Below are 18,446 nucleotides of genomic sequence, written 5' to 3'. Positions count from 1 at the left end.
TGCCTCACGTCATTGTTTTCACCCCAAAGCAAAAAAGCAGTGGATGTTAGGTCCACTGCTCTTCTTATATGATAAACATCGCTACAATAGTGGTCACAGCAAGCCCGATGAGCACCGGCACTAAATTGCGGCGTGCGAGTTCAAACGGGCTGACATTACAGATGGCCGCCGCTGGAATTAGCGCCCATGGCACCAATGTCCCGCCTCCGACCCAAATAGCAGCGATTTGGCCAAGCGCGGTAAGCGTTGCAGCCCCCGACTCAATGGAATGCTCAAACAGCTGGGCTACCGAGCCAACTAAGGATATCCCTGAGAACCCCGAGCCATCAAGACCGGTGATGGCACCGACCCCTGTCACCGTTATCGCCGCAATCTCTTTCGTTATTGGTATGGCGCCTGCAAGCGCGGTACCGAGATCATTGACAATTCCGGCAGACCCCTTCGGCAATGCCTGATCACCAAGTATAGCAGCAAACCCGGCATCCCCTAAATAGAAGAAAGCCGCAATCGGAATGACCGGACCGAACACCTTAAAGCCGAATTGAAAACCTTTAATTAAATAGGAGGTCGTCTCCTCCAATCCCTTTGATTTATGCGCAAATAAGGTGAGTACGATCAAGATGACGATTGCCGTCCCGCCAATAAGAGAGGTCGCATCTCCTCCCTGCAAATCAAAGGCTGCCATGGCCGCCACATCAACTAAGAATAGCAACGGAACAAGCACAGCAAACCATTTCTTCTGCCTCGAGGACAAAAGCACTGCTTTCTCACCCTCAGCTTCTGGCACGACGGGAAGCTCAGGTTTAAGCGTCCCTCTTTTCATGTCTCTTCGCAAGAAGTAGAATGCCGTTATCGTCGTCACAAGTCCCATCGTGATAACAAGCGGAATGCTCGCTTCTATGACATCACCAACCGGAAGACCGGCTGCATCTGCCGTCAGCTTCGGTGCCGCCTGGATGACATAATCTCCTGATAACGCGATGCCATGGCCAAATAAATTCATGGCCATCGCTACCCCTAATCCTGGAAGTCCTACCCGAAGCGCCGCCGGAAGCAAAACCGCTCCAAGCAGCGCCACCCCAGGGGATGGCCAGAAAAACCAGGAGGAAACCATCATGATGATGCCAATTGTCCAAAATGACAAGGCGGGCGTTTTCATCATTTTCGTGAACGGGTAGACCATCACATCGTTGATTCCCGTATCCGTCAGCACCTTGCTTAAGGATACAATGATACAAATGATCAAAATGGTGGGCAACAGCTCCCCAATTGCATAAATAAAACTATTAAACACGCCGCTCACCGAGTTAGTCAAGCTCTCCGTTGAGATAATGGCGATTATAAACACTCCAACAATACAAAGCAGCGACGTATCCCTGCGCAGCGCCATCAACAAAATAATTCCACCAATGAACAACACGTAAATCCAGTGAATTAGAGCCAGTTCTACCCCCATAAAAAATGCCTCCTCTGCTAAAATAGGCATTTGACCAAATGCTTACTAATACAATATGAAGATGGCCTATTTTGGTTCTTTCTGTATGGAGGCATGAAAAAGGCAGAATGTACTCAAGCACATTCTGCCTTCCATTAAATTAGCGAATTGTTTTAAGCGCTCCGGACCAAGGAATCAATTGATCAAGCATCTCATTGACTGAGTTCGTTTGAACTTCCGCTGGTTTGAACACTGAAAAGTTTTCAAAATCAGTGAATAAAGATAAGGCTGGATGAACACGCACATCCGCCACTAGCAGCTCGCCGAGAATGCCGCGCAAATGCTCTGCAGCACGCGCTCCGCCTACAGAACCGTAGCTCACGATACCAGCTGCTTTATTATTCCATTCCACTCGCAGGTAATCAAGTGCGTTTTTCAAAGCTCCAGTGATGGAGTGATTGTACTCTTGAACGATGAAGACGAAGCCATCACAGCTATTGACTGCTTCAGCCCAAGCAGCCGCTCCAGAGGCATCTCCATTCACTTCTCCCAATAAAGGAAGCTTGTAATCAGCGATATCGATGATTTCGTATGCAGCATCGCCGCGCTTATCTCCGATTTCCTTTACCCATGCTCCTACTTGCGGGCTTACCCGTCCGTCTCTTGTGCTGCCCAAAATAATACCAATTTTCATTTGATCTTCTCCTTTTATCTTAATCAATCGATTGATTAAATTACCCTTAAACCAAAAATCTCAAAGTAGAGATAATCTATCATAGGATTTGCTTAGAAGTCAAAACATCTGCTTTTTCAGGAGTCTTGGCTCTAATAATCTATTTTGTGTGAGCTTGTTTGATTCCTCCCTCAAAAAAAAGAGCCATCTCGTACAAAGAGATGGCTCTAAAAACTATTTAGCTAGCTTTTTGCTCTGCTACGGCAGAATATCCGCGAACATCCACTCGTTTTAGGAAGAGCGCAAGAACAATCGCGATAATATTGATTACCAACACCACTAGGAAGGAGTATTGGATACCTGCAAGCAAGGCTTGCTGGCCAAGAAGCGCTGTTGATTGCTCCGTCAATGCTGCAGGATCCATTCCCTTCATTAAGCTTTCTGCCTCTGAAGCTGTCACAGAGTTCATAATAGTGACAAGGACAGCCGTTCCGATTGAGCCGGATACCTGCTGGGCCGTGTTGTTAACAGCCGTTCCATGCGGATTCAGGCGAGTTGGCAATTGGTTCAGCCCATTTGTCATAATTGGCATCATAACCATGGACATCCCAAACATACGCAAGGTGTATATCAAGACGATATACATATAAGTCGAATCAATTTGCAAATCAGATAACAAATAAGTGGAAATCGCTGTGATAGAAAGACCTGTCAACGCTAAAATGCGCGGTCCAAACTTATCAAATAATCTGCCTGTAATCGGCGACATAATCCCCATAATAATCGCTCCAGGCAGCATCAATAATCCTGAATCAAGTGGTGAAATTCCACGAACATTTTGGACATAGGCCGGGGTTAAAATCATCCCGGAGAACATCGCGACCGCATTCACGATGGCGATGACAGAAGCCAAGGCGAACATCGGATATTTGTAGACACGCAAATCCAATAACGGCTTCTCCAACTTTAATTGACGTGTAACGAAGGCAATCAAGGAAATACCGCCGACGATTAATGCTGTTAGGATAACCGGATTGGTCCAGCCTTGAGAGCTTCCTGAACTCACCCCATATAACAAGCCCCCAAATCCAAACGTAGATAGGATAATGGACAAGTAATCAATGGAGGCATTCTTATCAGTTTCCATGACATTCTCAAGCTTCCAAACTGACAGCAATAAGCTTATTACAGCAAGAGGCAGAATCATCATGAAGAGAAGGCGCCAATCAAAATATTCAACGATATAGCCGGATAGAGTCGGCCCAATCGCTGGTGCCGTAATCATCACAAGGCCAAAGATTCCCATCGCTGTACCGCGTTTCTCACGCGGAAAGCTAATCAGCATGACATTCATAAGGAGCGGTCCCATGACAGCTGCACCGGCCGCTTGAACCATCCGCCCTGTCAACAGGACAGCAAAGTTTGGCGCAAAAGCAGCCATCGCTGTACCAAGCGTAAATATCAGCATAGATGTGATATAAAGACTTCTATTAGAAAAACGGGTAATCAGAAATGCTGAGGCAGGAATCAATACCCCGCTCACTAGCATATATCCTGTTGCGAGCCACTGCACAGTGGAATAATCAGAAATTTTTAAATCCACCATAATGGAAGGCAGCGCGACATTTAGCAACGAGTTATTTAAAAACGAAACGAATGCGCCAACAAATAATATGACAATCATCATATATGGTGGCTTCTTCGCTTGTAAAGCTGTATTCATGTATACGGTCCCTCTTCTTCTTTTCTAAATTTATTTACTAAATGATTTTATACAAGTTGTATAAAAACATCAAGTGTTTTATACTAATGGTTCAAAAATATTGTGAATCGTATAGAAAAATCTTATAATTAACCCATAGATTGACTATCGGAGGGCTTATGAATAAACGAAAAAGACATGTTGCAGACGTCGCTTTAAAGCTATTTGTTGAAAAAGGAATTCAGCAAACATCCATACAGGAAATTATTGAATTAGCCAAAATATCTAAAGGAACCTTCTATAATTACTTTTCATCGAAGAATGATTGCATAGCAGAGATTCTAGAGGGTCTGCGCTACGATGCCAGCCAGATGCGGTTAGAAATGCAGATGGGCAAGGATCCAAAGGATCGGCAAATTTTCATTGAGCAAATCTCCATCCTTATGAAGCTAAATGAGGAACGGAATCTGCACTCTGTGTTTGAGGCCATTATGAGCTCAAATGAGCCCGAGCATAAGAAGCTCGTCCTGCATCACCGATTTCATGAAATCGAATGGCTTTCCCACCGCTTTATTGATATATATGGAGAGGATATCCGCGAACATGCGCTTGAATGTGCGATTCTTTTCTTCGGCATGATGCAATATGTCATGTTCACAGTACGAGTGTCCCATATGCCCTATTCCGTTGAGCGGATTGTCGATGTTCTTCTCTCCCACATTGAGCTCATCTATCCGAGCATGCTCAATGGGGATAAAGCATTGATTGACCAATCCTCCATCCATTTCCTTCAGAGCAATATCGACCGGAAGGATATCACGCTCAACTCTATTTTGGAGACAGCCGAATATCTCGAGAGCCAAGGCGGACTCACAGAAGAACAGCAGGACCTCCTCTCAGCGATTGTGTCAGAGCTTAAGCAAGAACGCATACGAAAATGTGTCATTCAGCCCCTACTAAAGCCTTTACAGCTCACATTCGCGCAGACACCGCTTGAAATGCAAGCAGCCACCTTCACGAATATGATTTGGTATTTTTTAAAAACCATATAATTAAGGAAAGAAAACGCTATCAAGTAAGGTGACCTTACCTTTTGATAGCGTTTTTTATGGCTATGTCCCATGGATTTACCTTCCTTATATCTTTGTGTTTATTTTCACATATAAAGCGGGAATAGGACTAATGAACTATACAAAAGGAGGCTAAACAACATGAATGAAAAGAAATTAACTACAAACCAAGGTGCCCCCATTGCCGACAACCAGAATTCGCGGACAGCAGGAGCCCATGGTCCCATCCTTTTGGAAGATTATCAGTTAGTTGAAAAATTAGCTCACTTCAACCGTGAACGGGTGCCTGAGCGGGTTGTCCATGCGCGCGGATTCGGTGCACACGGTGTCTTCACCGTAACCAAAAGCATGAAGGACTATACCTGTGCTCATTTCTTGCAAAATGTTGGTCAAGAGACTCCCGTGTTCGCCAGATTATCAACCGTTATCCATGGACTTCATTCTCCTGAAACCTTGCGCGATCCTAGGGGTTTTGCTGTTAAGTTCTACACGGAAGAAGGAAACTATGACTTTGTAGGCAATAACCTGCCAGTATTCTTTATTCGAGATGCCATCAAGTTCCCGGATGTTATCCATTCCTTGAAACCAGACCCACGCACCAATATGCAGGACCCTGTCCGTTATTGGGACTTCATGTCATTGACACCAGAGGCAACAAATATGCTGATTCACCTCTTCACGGATGAAGGAATCCCTGCCTCTTACCGGACCATGAGAGGGTCAAGCGTCCATGCCTATAAATGGATTAATGCAGATGGCAAAACAACCTATGTGAAAATCCGCTTCGTCCCGCACCAAGGTATCGTCAACTTAAGCATGGAGGAAGCAGAAAAAATCCAGGCGAATGATTTTAACCATGCGACTCGCGACACTTATACCGCCATTGAAAACGGGGAATATCCGGTTTGGGATGTATGTGCACAGTTCCTTGACCCTAAGGATATTGACAATTATGACTACTTCCCGCTAGATGCAACAAAGGATTGGCCTGAAGAGGATTTCCCATATGTAAAATTCGGCGAAATGACCTTGAACAAAAACGTTGAGAATGTATTTGCTGAAACAGAATCAGTCGGGTTCAATCCTGGTGTTTTGGTTCCTGGCATGCTGCCTTCTGAAGATAAGCTCTTACAAGGACGTCTATTCGCATACTCTGACTCCCAACGTCACCGTATCGGACCAAACTACTTGCAATTGTCAATTAACGCGCCGCATGTTCCAGTGCACAACAACCAGCGTGACAGCTACATGCCATTTAAACAGCAGACACACCCTATCAATTTTGAGCCAAACAGCCATGAGGATACTCCTAAAGAGCAAAAAGAATATGCAGAGATTCCTCAGCCATTAGCCGGCAATGAAGCTCTGCGCCATGCAATTGAAAAAACTTGCCCATTCGCTCAGGCAGGACGTATTTACCGCTCTTATAGCCCTGAGACAAAAGAAGCCTTGATCAAAAATCTGGTTCATGACTTGAATCCAGTGAAGGAACATCGCATGGATATTCTTGATCGTGTGCTTCATAATTTCGGTCAAGCAGATGCTGATTTGGCCATGGCAATTGCTACTGGCTTAGGAATTGAGTATAAGGGATAAAACAAGACCGCCTGGTATAAATACCAGGCGGTCTCAACATCCAATCAAGCGTTTATCTGCCTGAAATATCGGAGAAACTCACGTTCATTAACGAAAACCGTATGATGTAAATCCTTTGTTCTTAACGTAAACTCCTTTACGCCAATGAATTCAGATTGGGCTATCAAGTAAAACTCCGTCCCTTTTTTAAACTCATGAAACGGCCGTCTAAGTTTATATACTTTCATTAAATAACCTCTTAATTCTATGCTTACTATGGCCTGCCTATGTTCAAGAAACCCTTACCTTTAGTTCAATGATTAATTCCTCTTGCTGATCCGGGGAGTAAGATAGGGCTCCAAATAATTCATACACATCACTAGTGACTGTCATCTGATTGTCCTCAATAAATTTCATCAGCTTGTGATAGTTACAAATATATCTCTCCGGGTGATAAACATCCGCGATATATACATAAGTCCCGGCATGGATTTTCTCTGCCTCCATGTCTGCAGGAAGGGAGGAAATCATTTGATTACTCAAGACCGGCGCAAAAATTTTATCATAATAAATGTCCTCGATATGTATGTACTTTTCGTAAGGAAAGATTGCTCCAAACCCAGTATTTAAAAACCCGCTAATCGGCTCTACAGCCTTCTTCAGCATGCTGTAGGATGCATTTGTTAGATTATTGGGCTTCAAATTATGAGCAGCCATCTCAATGATTGTTGTCTCTTCCTCTTCCCAAAGAAATACTTCTCTTAAGGAAGGTGTTTGCAAACGTCGTTCCATTCGCTTCTTTACTGTTTCGATATTTTGCTGAACCTTCATTAAATTGTCCATCTGCATTTGAATGAGCTTCTCCTGGTCAGTAATAAAATCCAGCAACCCGCTCGGACTCATCTCACGGGCCTTTTTCACCTCTTCAAGCGGAGTCCCGATATATTTCAGGGATTTAATAAGGTCAAGCTGAGAAAGCTGAGAATCCTTATAGTAACGGTAATTCGTATCAGAATCCACATAAGCTGGCTTAAACAAATCAATCTTATCATAATAACGAAGCGCCTTTATGGAGACATTGGCGAGCTTCGCCATCTCCCCGATTGTATACAATGTTTCCTTCAAGCCTATCACTTCCTTTCTTTTATTATAATAGACAAAAAGCACATGCTTAGACTTTTTAAGCATGTGCTCTTCCATTCTTATTATTGTATAGCTTCTTCCTTTAAATGAGCCGGCTTTTTCCAAACCAGGGTCATGCCAATTCCAATAGCCAGGATGACAATAGCGAAATAGAATGGGTAATTCAGGTTTATATCAAACAGGTATCCCCCGATGATTGGACCAAACACATTCCCGATGCTCGTGAACATGGAATTCATACCTCCGACAAATCCTTGTTCACTCCCCGCAATTTTGGACAAATACGTTGTCAAAGCAGGACGAATCAAGTCAAATCCGATGAATACCGTCCATGTAACCAGCAACGTCATCGCATAGGACTCAACAATTGTCACAAGGAATAAGAGAACCGTTGAAAGTACGAGGCTGTACCGAATCAAACCAATCTCGCCAAGCCATCTCGTCAGACGGTCAAAGAGACCTACTTGCGCAACCGCGCCAATAAGTGCACCGCCCGTTATCATGATGGCTATATCCTGAGGGGTGAAACCAAATTTATGATCGGCAAATAATGAGAATAAGGATTCAAACGCGGCTAATCCAAATGAAGAAATCAAAATAATCATAAAGGCAATGAAATACATTGGGATTAAAACACGCTTCCATCCTTTTGGATGTCCAGCCACAGTCTTCTCTATATTCTCTGGATTACGAGCTGGCTCCTTAAGCGTAATCATAGATAGAACCGCCGCTAAAAGTCCAAAGCCAGCCGCAAAGAAAAACGGCACCCGCGTTCCGAGCTCAGCTAAAAAGCCGCCAATTCCAGGACCGATAACGAACCCTGTCGTAATCGCCGCTGACATATATCCAAGTGCTTTCGGACGCTCCCTTAATGTCGTTATATCTGCAATAAAGGCTGTAATCGCCGGCATAATAAAGGCTGCGCTGACTCCTCCTAAAATACGTGAAAGGAACAGGACGCCCACATGTCGGCCAAGCCCGAATAATAACTCTGAAAAACTGAAAATGAATAACCCAATCAAGATCATTCGCTTACGGCCAAACTGGTCTGTCCATTTACCGGCAATCGGTGACACAATAAGCTGCATAAATGCAAAGGCTGCCACCATATAACCTACAACTGAACCAGATAAATTCAGCTCATTCATGATCGTCGGGGTAACGGGAATAACCAGCCCGATTCCTAAGAAAGCAATGAACAAATTCATTAGTAACAGGGCTAACGTAAAGTTGTTCTTTTTCTGCATAGATGTCTCTCCTCTGTCATGAACTCTCTATAAATAACTATAAAGTCTACCCTCGGGGTAGAGTCAAGGAGCAGCGAAGATATTCAAATTAACAAAAATCTCAGATCTCCTCTTCCCATCATTTGATTCTTTATGAAAACCTGCTTTCCTGCCGCATATTTAGACACAAAAAGGCACCTAAAGTTGTAATTTGTCGAAAATTAGTCATTGAGAATCCCACCAAACTCACGAATAATTGAAGGGATAAGAGAACCATCCATACTTCCATATAAGGAGATGTCAAATATTGAAGAAACCGCTCGTGAAAGTTGGTAAAGAGAATTTGATCAGCATGGAGCTCGCGAAGGAAATCAGCTATGGGGATTTATTATCCTATGGAAAGAAAGTAAAGGATACAGTCTTTAAATTCGGGGAATTAACGGACTTTCCGTTTCCAGGCATCTACCCGCTCATCTATCCGAAGTGGCAAGATGAGAATGGGGAAGACTACGTGGTTATGGTCGCAGAATTTAACTTTCTTCCTGAAGCACCCCTTTACTTAAGCGTCGATATTGATTACTTATTGGAAGAAATGGAGAAGGTTGCTGAACTGGCTGAGCTTGATGCCGGTTACAAGATTTTTGAACTTGGCTATTCAACCGAAACAGAGCTTGATTTTTTAATTACAACTATCGCGGTCATCGCTCCTGATGAAGCCTCTAACCTGCATGAATGCATGGAAGCCATTATTAGTACATATCTATATCCTCTATTCCTCTCCTCCCTGCGATTGGCCGCCTTGAGGCATCAAGAGGATTTGAAGGTCATGATTAATGATTTAGATGAAATTATGAAAGAGATTAATGAACATAGTGTAAAGTCTTAAAAAGCAAGCTAAAAAGGACTCCCTTCTTGTAAAGCGAACAAGAGGAGAGTCCTTTTTACGCATGCCCTCCGTTTAGTTAATAACGGGATATGGAATATTCTCTTTCCAGGCATGAATGAATTGTTTCTGCTGGGGGTTAAGATTCCTTGGAAGGGTTGTCCGCTTATAGAATCGATGCTCTCGATTACATTCATCCAAAATTTTGACCTTGCCGGTAAATTCCCTGGACAAAAATACAACCTGAAGATTGAAGGCCTTATCTCCGAATTTATTCGTCACAAAACAGTCTCTTCCTGACAGAATCCCAAAGAATTCAGGCTCTTCTACCGTTAAAGCGGTCTCCTCTAATACACCGCGAATAGCAGCATCCTTATATTTTTCACCTATCTGCATCATTCCGCCAGGTAAACTCCAATGATTATCACCCGGACTTCTTTGCAGCAGAATTTTATCTTCTTTTTCAATAATCATCCCGCATCTAATATGAATAGGATCCTTCATTAAAGAAACTTCTTTAGCCAATATGGGCCCTCCTCGTACTTGTAGGGTTTATTATCATTCTTTACTATATAATGATATTTGATTAATTGAAAATAGCCTATACATTATAAAGTTCAAAGACCGACCTCTGCCCAAAATAAAAAACCTCCTAATAGCTCAATCAGCTTTCGGGAGGCTTCTATCTCATTCTTTATCAGCAGACCAATCTCAAGTAAGTGCAAACTCCGAAATATCCATTTTATGACCAGTTCCCCAGTCTTCCATTGGCCTGAAAATGTGGTCTCTGAGAACCGTTTCCACTTGCTCGCGCTCTCTCTTTTCAATAATCGAAATAATATCCCTATGCTCTGCTATCATCTGTTTGACATTTTCTTTAACCTGATGGCGCATAATCAGCCGATGATAGTCTGAAGCCATATACGAAATGGCTTTCCATGTCGTATTTCTTCGAAGACCATCAAAGATAATGGAATGGAACTCTTCATCCAGCTTGCAGAATTCTCTAATGAATTCTTTTGGATTTGGAAAGTTGGATTGCTGGTCCAATAGCATCTCTTGAAAATTCAGATTTCTTTTTAACTGATTAAGGTTATCTTTCGGAAATTCATGACATGCTGATTTCAAACATTCCTTTTCGAGGTCGAACCACATACCAGCCGCTTCCTCAACTAACTCTAAATCGATTTTTGATACATATGATCCTACTTGGGGAATTAAATCGACAAGATGTTCTTGCTGCAGTTTCCATAGAGCATTTTTGATTGGTGTACTCGAGACTTTCAAAGCCTCAGATAGTTCCCCTACATTTAATAGTTGACCTGGTTTTAATTCTAACGATAGGATTCCCTCTCTGATTGCTCTATACGTAAAGTTAATATTATTCTCCCCAGGTAACCTTGCTGACATTTCCAACATAATTGATCTCACTCCTATTAGAACGACTATGTACTCTCCATTAAACATCATATAAGGAAAGAAGATAGTTAACCCAAAACCTAACTATCTTCTTAAATCCTTATGTTTTTTAAGCACCCAAATCGTATAAGGAAGCTACATTAAAATTACATTTGCGTATCAATGAATCCGCAATATGCATCAACTGGACTTACACCCTTGAATTCTGAACGTCCTAACAATTTTTCAACGATCGCAGACAATGTATGTTCATGATTATCATACGCATTGATATATGTCTTCACTTGCGGGACATCTGCTAAGTGGAATGGACATTGTAAAGAAATAAAGATGGTTGGTACCTCATTTACATAGAACGGGATATCCGGCGTTCCTTTTGAAGGATTCCATTGGATACGTTGGTCAGTGCTTGGCGCCACATCTGCTATATTGATGATTACATCGTAATTATCTGTTAGGTCAGCGATTGGACGTTTTTGAGCATATACGTTCATTACCGCAGCCATCATTTCTTGTGGTGGAAGTTTTACAATCTTATCGATTGCAGATTCAAAGATTTCAACTTCAAAGCCTTCTTTTTCAAGCTTTTCTTTCATTAATTCGATTGGCTTTTTCTTGCCGCTTGTCATAGCAGCCATGATTTTACCATAAGCAGATTCCGGTCCTTTTACTTCAACAAGCAATACTCGCTTATGCTTTTCAGGGCTAATCGGTAATAATTCTTGCTTATTTTTCACCAATGTGATCGCTTTATCTGAAATCTCTGGTGCAACGGCTTTATTTGCGTCTGTTCCTAATTTAGCCATTGCTTCTTCTTTTGGTTGTAAAATTTCAGTCTTAGCTTTTGCATGCAAGCCTAAAGAAGCTTTCAATCCTAAGATACGAGTTAATGCCTCTTCCAATCTTTGCTCTGTGATGATACCGTTTTTATATCCTTCCATCATCCAGTTGAAGTCTTCTTCTGGATCATTGAAGAATAAGAATAAGTCACAGCCAGCAGCAATCGCTGTAGGAAGCATGTCACTGCGCTTCATTGCAGATGTCATCGCTACCATGTGAGAAGCATCTGTTACGATTACACCATTGAAGTTTAATTTATCTCTTAACAGGTTTTGCAGTACGATGCCGCTTAAGCTTGATGGCATAGCTAACTCTTCTACTGTCGCATCTGGTTTAAAGTGGCGTACATATTCCGGTAAAGCGATATGTCCTGACATGATAGAAGGTAGTCCCGCTTCGATTAAGCCGCCATAAACTTTTCCGAATGTGTTATCCCAGTCTTCTACTGTTAATGTATTTGGGGCAAATGATAAATGATGGTCACGCTCATCTACACCATCTCCAGGGAAGTGCTTTGCAGCTGGTGCAATACCGCTTTCCATAATCCCTCTCATATATTCTAAAGAGAATTCTAATACTTGCTCTGCTTTATTTGAGTAGCAACGAGAGGAAATGACTGGGTTTCTCCAGTTCATATCGATATCAACAACTGGTGCGAAACTCCAGTTACATCCGATAGCAGCCGCCTCTTCTCCTGAAACTCGGCCCATTTCATACGCATACTTCGGATCATTTGTAGCACCAATTTTCACTTGAGATCCTACATATGTCCCATCTATGCAAGCACCATTCCCGCCGCATTCTGTGTTTGCAGCGATCAATAGAGGAATCTTGCTGTTTTCTTGTAAGATTTTGTTTTGGTCATATACTTGTTCAGCTGTAGCTGGGTTGTAACGAACCGCACCAATATGATATGTGTTTAACATACCTTTTAGATACTCTTCATCACGGCTAGCTCCCATGTTTACGAATAACTGACCAATTTTCTCTTCAATTGTCATATTCGCAATGGTTTCTTCCACCCATTTAATCGCTTCATCTGATAAATTAAACGGTTTTGCTTTTAAATCTACCGTTGTTGTTCTTTCCTTTAACTCTATCATTATTGGAACCTCCACAATAAAAATTCGGAATGACCTGAGTAATACGAATGCATTATTCAGGTCAACTGTTTATATTTGATGATTCACTTAATTAATTTCTTTTCGCTTCTAAATCTTTACTTAATTGAATTGTTTTTTGCTTGTTTAAAGGATACATGAATAATAGGAGTGCAATGATTCCATAGAAGATACCTGGCACTAATGTACCTAGCATGTAAATGCCGTCTAATACTTCTTTAGTTTGCTGTCCTAGCGCAGCATCATAGCCAACGGCAGCGATTGCCACACCACCGATACCTCCTGCTACTGCTTGTCCTACTTTTCTTGACATCGAAATGACAGAGTAAACAGTTGCGTCTTCACGTAGTGAAGTTTGAAGCTCGTGATAGTCAATAACATCTGAAATGAACGCCCATGTTACGAAGCCATAGAAACCTGTACCGAATAAAGCGATTGCCGCGAGAATAATGAACGGCATAGTTCCAATACCCTTTAAGAAGAATAATCCAATGTACATAGCGGATGCGATAGTCATACCCGCTATTGAAACTTCTTTCTTACCAAACTTCGCAACTAACGGTTTCACTAGAGGGAAAGCGATAAATGTAGCGGCCATTTGTACTAGTCCCATTAGACTTAAAGCAGCTGCATTACTAAAGTAATCTTTAAACAAATATGTGTTAACAGCGGAAATCACGAATTGCGTTAACATAGCCATAAGTGATGCAGCTAATAGCCATAAGAATGGTTTATTTTTCACTAGGCTCTTCATTGAACGAAGGAAAGCGCCCTTCTCTACTTCTTTTGTTGGTACTGCGATACGTTCAGTTGAAAGCTTGTAGCATCCGATGTAGCAAGCCATTGCCAATACACCGAAGATGCAGGCAGTCATGAACATGCGATCTGCACTAATTTTGTTGTCTACGAATACGATAACTGGTCCAAGAACGTTGATGATAAGACCTGCTAATGATGCACCAAAAGTTCTCCATGTTGATAATGTTGTTCTCTCAACTGGATCTGCTGTCATTACAGAAGCCATTGATCCATAAGGGATGTTAACTGTACTGTACAATGTACCCCAAACGATATACGTAACAAATGCCCAAGCTAGATAGAATCCATCTGACATGCCAGGAATTGTCGTGAACATTAACACGCCTGTAAATACTAATGGGAATGACATACGTAAAATCCAAGGCTTGAATTTACCGTGCTTTGTTGCTGGTCGAGTATCAATAAAACGACCCCAAGCTACGTCCGCAAATGCATCCCATAGTCGAGCAGCCATAAATAATACCCCGACTGTTGCTGCACTGATATGGAAAATATCTGTGTAGAATACCATCAAGAATGCACTAGTGAGCAAGAAGAAAAAGTCGTTACCGAAATCACCTAACAAGTAACCCACTTTATCCCTTATTCCGAATGGTCGCACTGTATTAGCACTACCTTGTTCCTCTTGCGAGAAAACTGGTTCTCTCATACTCATTTTTGAGTTGTCCTCCTTAAAATTCAAAAATTATATATTGCTCAATTATGAGCAAATACCCATGAATATAATTGCTCATTATTGAGCATGATTAATCAAGCTTTTGCCTATATTTCTTTTTACGATAACTTGTTGGCGTCATCCCCATTTTGTCCTTAAAAAACCGGCTAAAATGGGCACCGCTTTCAAATCCTGTTGCAGTGAAAATCTCTTCAAGTGATAAATCAGGTCTCATTTCCAATAAATATTTAACCTGAATCAATCGGCATTCCATCACATATTGCATAACCGTAAATCCAGTCACTTCCTTGAAAACATGGGATACGTAATATTTATTAAGATTCAATTCCTTTGCAATACGCTCTAAAGTGATTTTCTCGGAATAATGTTGATTGATCCATGAAGCAATATTCTCAGCATGCTGTTTCTTTTCTGATTTTTTCTGTTTGATTCCTAAGTATTCACATTCACTCATTTTGTAGATATACAGCAACAGTTGCAGAAACTCAAGCTTCAATTCAGATTCTAATATGACGTTTACTTTTCTATTACGTCGATACTCTTGATCGATAGCTTCTAGCTGCTTGGAAATCCACTTGATTTTCTTCGCTACATACTGACCTGAGGCATCTAACTTTGTCCGCAGAATGCAGTTGTTCAGCTTTTGAAAAGGATCCAACAGATTTGGTATACCTACTATAGGCAACATAGATTCCAACCAAGCTGGTGAAAAATGAATCACACTTCTCACATAAGTATCAGGAGACAAGGTATTTGACTTGTGTAAGGTCAAACCATCTAACAGAATGATATCTCCTGGTTCTAATTCATAAATCCTATTTTCTATTAAATACTGACACTCGCCCTCTTCAAAAAAATAAATCTCGTGTGTAATGTGTGATTCAAACTCATTACACCCAGACATGTTTTCATTCACACCTTGAAGACGGTGATAAGCGATAATCGATTCATCCAGCACTTTTGGTTGATGAAAAAAACTCGATTGAATTGGCACTTCTTTTCACTCCTGAAGTTGTGTCCTAAAGAAACTGCTCTAAAACACATACTATTATACTAGTATACCAAGGGTGAAAAAACATTATATGAAAGTGTTTATTTTCCGCAAAAATTTTGACTCAAATTGCTTTCGACAGATGCACATTTAAGTCAAAGAAATACAGACATAAATAAAGAAGCTTTAAAAAGTCCGATGTACTTTTTAAAGCTCCTATAATCAATTATTGAGGCTTTTAGGCTTTAATCAAATGCCTATTTAGTCCCGTATCTTATTTATTTAATTCCCTTTTTGCCGCTAGATCCAAGGCAAGCTGGTTTGTTCTTTTCTTATTTAATGGATACAAGAATAAGAGAAGAGCAACGATACCATAAAGGATTCCTGGCACTAATGTACCTAGCATATGAATACCATCAAGTACTTCCTGCGGTTGCGTTCCAAGCGCTGCATTATAGCCTACAGCTGCGATGGCAAAGCCTCCAATACCGCCAGCTAATGCTTGTCCTACTTTTCTGGACATGGAAACGATAGAATAAACAGTTGCATCTTCACGCAAGGATGTTAGGTATTCATGGTAATCGATAACGTCTGAGATGAATGCCCAGTTTACAAAGCTATAGAAGCCCATACCAACCATACCTAAGGCCATTGTAAAGATAAATGGCATTACGGTTAATTCTTTCAGGAAGAACAATAGGGTAAAAATCACAGCTGCTGCTCCTACCCCAACAACAGATACTTCTTTTTTACCGAATTTCGCAACCAATGGTTTTACTAATGGAACAGTAATGAACATGGATGCCATTTGAATCAGTGAAACTAGACTTAAAGCTGATGCATTGCTGAAATAATCTTTGAATAGATATGTGTTAACCGCTTGAGTAATGAATTGTGTCACCATGATCATTAGGGAAGCCCCTAAGATCCAAAGGAACGGTTTGTTTTTCACTAGGCTTTTGATTGAACGAAGGAAAGCGCCCTTCTCAATTTCTTTTGCTGGTACTTGAATACGCTCAGTTGTAAGTTTATAGCAGCCCATGTAACAAGCGATAGCCAATACGCCAAAGACAAGAGCTGTCATGAACATGCGGTCTGCGCTGATTTTATTGTCTACGAATACAATCATTGGTCCTAAAACACCGATAAGAAGACCTGCCAATGATGCACCGATTGTGCGCCATGTAGAAAGTGTTGTACGTTCAACCGGATCGGCTGAAATAACAGAAGCCATTGAACCATAAGGAATGTTAACCGTACTGTATAAAGTACCCCAGATAATATATGTTACAAAAGCCCAAGCTAGGTAGAAGCCATCTGACATACCTGGAATTGTCGTGAACATTAACACACCTGTAATAACGAGCGGGAAGGACATGCGGAAAATCCAAGGCTTAAACTTCCCATTCTTCGTTGCTGGACGCGTATCAATGAAACGGCCCCAAGCTACGTCTGCAAACGCATCCCATAAGCGGGCAATCATGAATAGCACACCTACTGTTGCAGCGCTGATATGGAAGATATCTGTGTAAAATACCATTAGGAACGAGCTTGTAAGAATGAAGAAGAAGTCATTCCCAAAATCACCAAGCAAATAACCAAATTTATCACGCCATCCAAACGGTCGTACCGTATTAGATTGACTTTGTTCCTCCTGTTGGAGTACTGGTTCTCTCATACTCATTACATAATTCCTCCTTGACACAATCATTTATAACTTTGCTCATTATTGAGCATAATTAACCAAACTTACTTTTCTTTTCTTCAAAATAAGAAGATTGTTTTGCCTGTTTCAGAAGTGTAATTCATGCTCAATAATGAGCAAATGTGGTTATTAACTAATTCTAATTTTCATCATGAATATGATTGCTTTTAAACAAGTAGTTTAAATTGCTCAATGTTGAGCATAATAACTTGCAGTTTTTCTTCCTTTCATTTTCCGATAACTAGTTGGTGTCATTCCAATTCTTGCTTTAAAAAAACGGCTGAAATGTGCAGCGCTTTCAAATCCAGTTGACAGAAAAATATCCTCCAGCGATTGATCAAGCTTCATTTCCAATAAATACTTTACCTGAATCAGTCTGCATTCCATCACATATTGCATAACCGTATAACCGGTAACCTCTTTAAAAACATGAGAGAGATAGTATTTATTTAAGTTCAATTCTTTGGCCAGACGTTCCAAACTCACTTTTTCGCAATAATGCTGATTAATCCAAGAGGCAATATTCTCAGCATGCTGCTTCTTTTCCGTTTTCTTCTGTTCAACACGCATTTGTTCACATTCGCTCATTTTATAAATCTTCACTAATAATTGGAGAAACTCGATTTTCACTTCGGTTTCCAACAAGACATTTATTTTTCCGGTACTTTTGAATTCCTGGTCAATAGCCTCTAACTGCTCAGCGATCCATTTAATCTTCTCAGCCACATAATGACCCGAGGCATCAAATCCAGTCCGCAGGATGCAATTATTCAGCTTTTGGAAGGGATCCAAAAGACTCGGCATTCCCAATACAAGCAACATTTTTTTCAGCCAGACTGGTGAAAAATGAACCATACTCCTGATATATGTATCCGGAGATATCGGACCTGACTTATGTAAAGTCAATCCATCCAAAAGAAGGATATCCCCAGGCTGCAGCTCATATACTTGGTCTTGAATGAAATATTTACAATCTCCTTCCTCAAGGACAAAAATTTCACATGTACTGTGTGATTCAAATTGATTAAACTCACTCGTATCCGCATTCATTCCTTGAAGACGATAAAAGGCCAATATGGATTCATCCAATACTTTTGGTTGATACATATTCTTTGTCCATTTATTCACTGTTGCTCACACTCCCGGAAGTCAGTGTTCCAAAGGGACT

The 18,446-nt window shown here is 41.2% G+C and carries 16 protein-coding genes; 3 read left to right on the top strand and 13 right to left on the bottom strand.

Annotation, left to right across the window (positions count from 1 at the left end; all coding sequences use genetic code 11):
- Nucleotides 1–64 precede the first annotated feature (64 nt).
- The 3 genes from CYL18_RS16170 to CYL18_RS16160 all read right to left on the bottom strand — a co-directional run bounded on the left by CYL18_RS16170 (nucleotide 65) and on the right by CYL18_RS16160 (nucleotide 3,831).
- Nucleotides 65–1,456, bottom strand: coding sequence for a hypothetical protein (locus tag CYL18_RS16170; RefSeq protein WP_104850546.1), 1,392 nt, complete (start codon nucleotides 1,454–1,456; stop codon nucleotides 65–67).
- A gap of 139 nt (nucleotides 1,457–1,595) precedes the next feature.
- Nucleotides 1,596–2,129 carry an NADPH-dependent FMN reductase gene (locus tag CYL18_RS16165; protein ID WP_104850545.1) on the bottom strand — a complete coding sequence of 178 codons (534 nt, stop codon included), beginning with the start codon at nucleotides 2,127–2,129 and terminating at the stop codon, nucleotides 1,596–1,598.
- Nucleotides 2,130–2,346: 217 nt separating this feature from the next.
- Nucleotides 2,347–3,831: a DHA2 family efflux MFS transporter permease subunit gene (locus tag CYL18_RS16160; protein ID WP_104850544.1), complete on the bottom strand. Its 1,485-nt coding sequence runs from the start codon at nucleotides 3,829–3,831 to the stop codon at nucleotides 2,347–2,349.
- A 158-nt stretch (nucleotides 3,832–3,989) separates the two neighbouring features.
- Between CYL18_RS16160 and CYL18_RS16155 the strand changes: the two genes are divergently transcribed.
- Both CYL18_RS16155 and CYL18_RS16150 read left to right on the top strand, forming a co-directional pair.
- Nucleotides 3,990–4,862 carry a TetR/AcrR family transcriptional regulator gene (locus tag CYL18_RS16155; RefSeq protein WP_104850543.1) on the top strand — a complete coding sequence of 291 codons (873 nt, stop codon included), beginning with the start codon at nucleotides 3,990–3,992 and terminating at the stop codon, nucleotides 4,860–4,862.
- A gap of 159 nt (nucleotides 4,863–5,021) precedes the next feature.
- On the top strand, nucleotides 5,022–6,476 hold the full coding sequence (locus CYL18_RS16150) for a catalase (RefSeq protein WP_104850542.1): 1,455 nt from the start codon (nucleotides 5,022–5,024) through the stop codon (nucleotides 6,474–6,476).
- Between the two features lie 44 nt (nucleotides 6,477–6,520).
- On the opposite strand, the gene CYL18_RS16145 is transcribed toward CYL18_RS16150, so the two are convergent.
- Genes CYL18_RS16145 through CYL18_RS16135 form a run of 3 tightly spaced genes read right to left on the bottom strand, consistent with a single transcriptional unit; the run spans nucleotide 6,521 to nucleotide 8,845 of the window.
- Nucleotides 6,521–6,703 (bottom strand): hypothetical protein, encoded by a 183-nt coding sequence (locus CYL18_RS16145; RefSeq protein ID WP_104850541.1) that lies wholly within the window; start codon nucleotides 6,701–6,703, stop codon nucleotides 6,521–6,523.
- Between the two features lie 43 nt (nucleotides 6,704–6,746).
- A complete protein-coding gene (locus CYL18_RS16140; protein ID WP_330847606.1) occupies nucleotides 6,747–7,643 on the bottom strand; it encodes a MerR family transcriptional regulator in 897 nt (298 codons plus the stop codon).
- 17 nt (nucleotides 7,644–7,660) lie between these two features.
- Entirely contained in the window at nucleotides 7,661–8,845 is a 1,185-nt protein-coding gene (locus CYL18_RS16135) for an MFS transporter (RefSeq protein ID WP_104850540.1), read from the bottom strand.
- A gap of 286 nt (nucleotides 8,846–9,131) precedes the next feature.
- On the opposite strand from CYL18_RS16135, the gene CYL18_RS16130 reads away from it, so the two are divergent.
- Nucleotides 9,132–9,710 (top strand): hypothetical protein, encoded by a 579-nt coding sequence (locus CYL18_RS16130; RefSeq protein WP_104850539.1) that lies wholly within the window; start codon nucleotides 9,132–9,134, stop codon nucleotides 9,708–9,710.
- Between the two features lie 72 nt (nucleotides 9,711–9,782).
- Here CYL18_RS16130 and CYL18_RS16125 read toward each other — a convergent pair whose 3' ends face one another.
- From CYL18_RS16125 to CYL18_RS16095, 7 genes are all read right to left on the bottom strand, one after another.
- The gene (locus tag CYL18_RS16125; RefSeq protein WP_104850538.1) at nucleotides 9,783–10,232 is read right to left on the bottom strand and encodes an NUDIX domain-containing protein; all 450 of its coding nucleotides are present in this window, start codon (nucleotides 10,230–10,232) and stop codon (nucleotides 9,783–9,785) included.
- Nucleotides 10,233–10,418: 186 nt separating this feature from the next.
- On the bottom strand, nucleotides 10,419–11,126 hold the full coding sequence (locus CYL18_RS16120; RefSeq protein ID WP_161497155.1) for a GntR family transcriptional regulator: 708 nt from the start codon (nucleotides 11,124–11,126) through the stop codon (nucleotides 10,419–10,421).
- A gap of 146 nt (nucleotides 11,127–11,272) precedes the next feature.
- Entirely contained in the window at nucleotides 11,273–13,069 is a 1,797-nt protein-coding gene (locus tag CYL18_RS16115) for a glycoside hydrolase family 3 protein (protein ID WP_104850536.1), read from the bottom strand.
- Nucleotides 13,070–13,160: 91 nt separating this feature from the next.
- Nucleotides 13,161–14,561, bottom strand: coding sequence for an MFS transporter (locus CYL18_RS16110; RefSeq protein ID WP_104850535.1), 1,401 nt, complete (start codon nucleotides 14,559–14,561; stop codon nucleotides 13,161–13,163).
- 91 nt (nucleotides 14,562–14,652) lie between these two features.
- On the bottom strand, nucleotides 14,653–15,576 hold the full coding sequence (locus tag CYL18_RS16105) for an AraC family transcriptional regulator (protein WP_104850534.1): 924 nt from the start codon (nucleotides 15,574–15,576) through the stop codon (nucleotides 14,653–14,655).
- Between the two features lie 271 nt (nucleotides 15,577–15,847).
- Entirely contained in the window at nucleotides 15,848–17,257 is a 1,410-nt protein-coding gene (locus CYL18_RS16100; protein WP_330847605.1) for an MFS transporter, read from the bottom strand.
- A gap of 210 nt (nucleotides 17,258–17,467) precedes the next feature.
- Entirely contained in the window at nucleotides 17,468–18,406 is a 939-nt protein-coding gene (locus CYL18_RS16095) for an AraC family transcriptional regulator (protein ID WP_104850533.1), read from the bottom strand.
- Nucleotides 18,407–18,446 lie beyond the last annotated feature (40 nt).

The sequence above is a fragment of the Pradoshia eiseniae genome (assembly GCF_002946355.1).
GTDB lineage: Bacteria > Bacillota > Bacilli > Bacillales > Pradoshiaceae > Pradoshia > Pradoshia eiseniae.
Note: the sequence above shows the minus strand (reverse complement) of the source record. Positions and strands in the feature narration are given on the sequence as shown.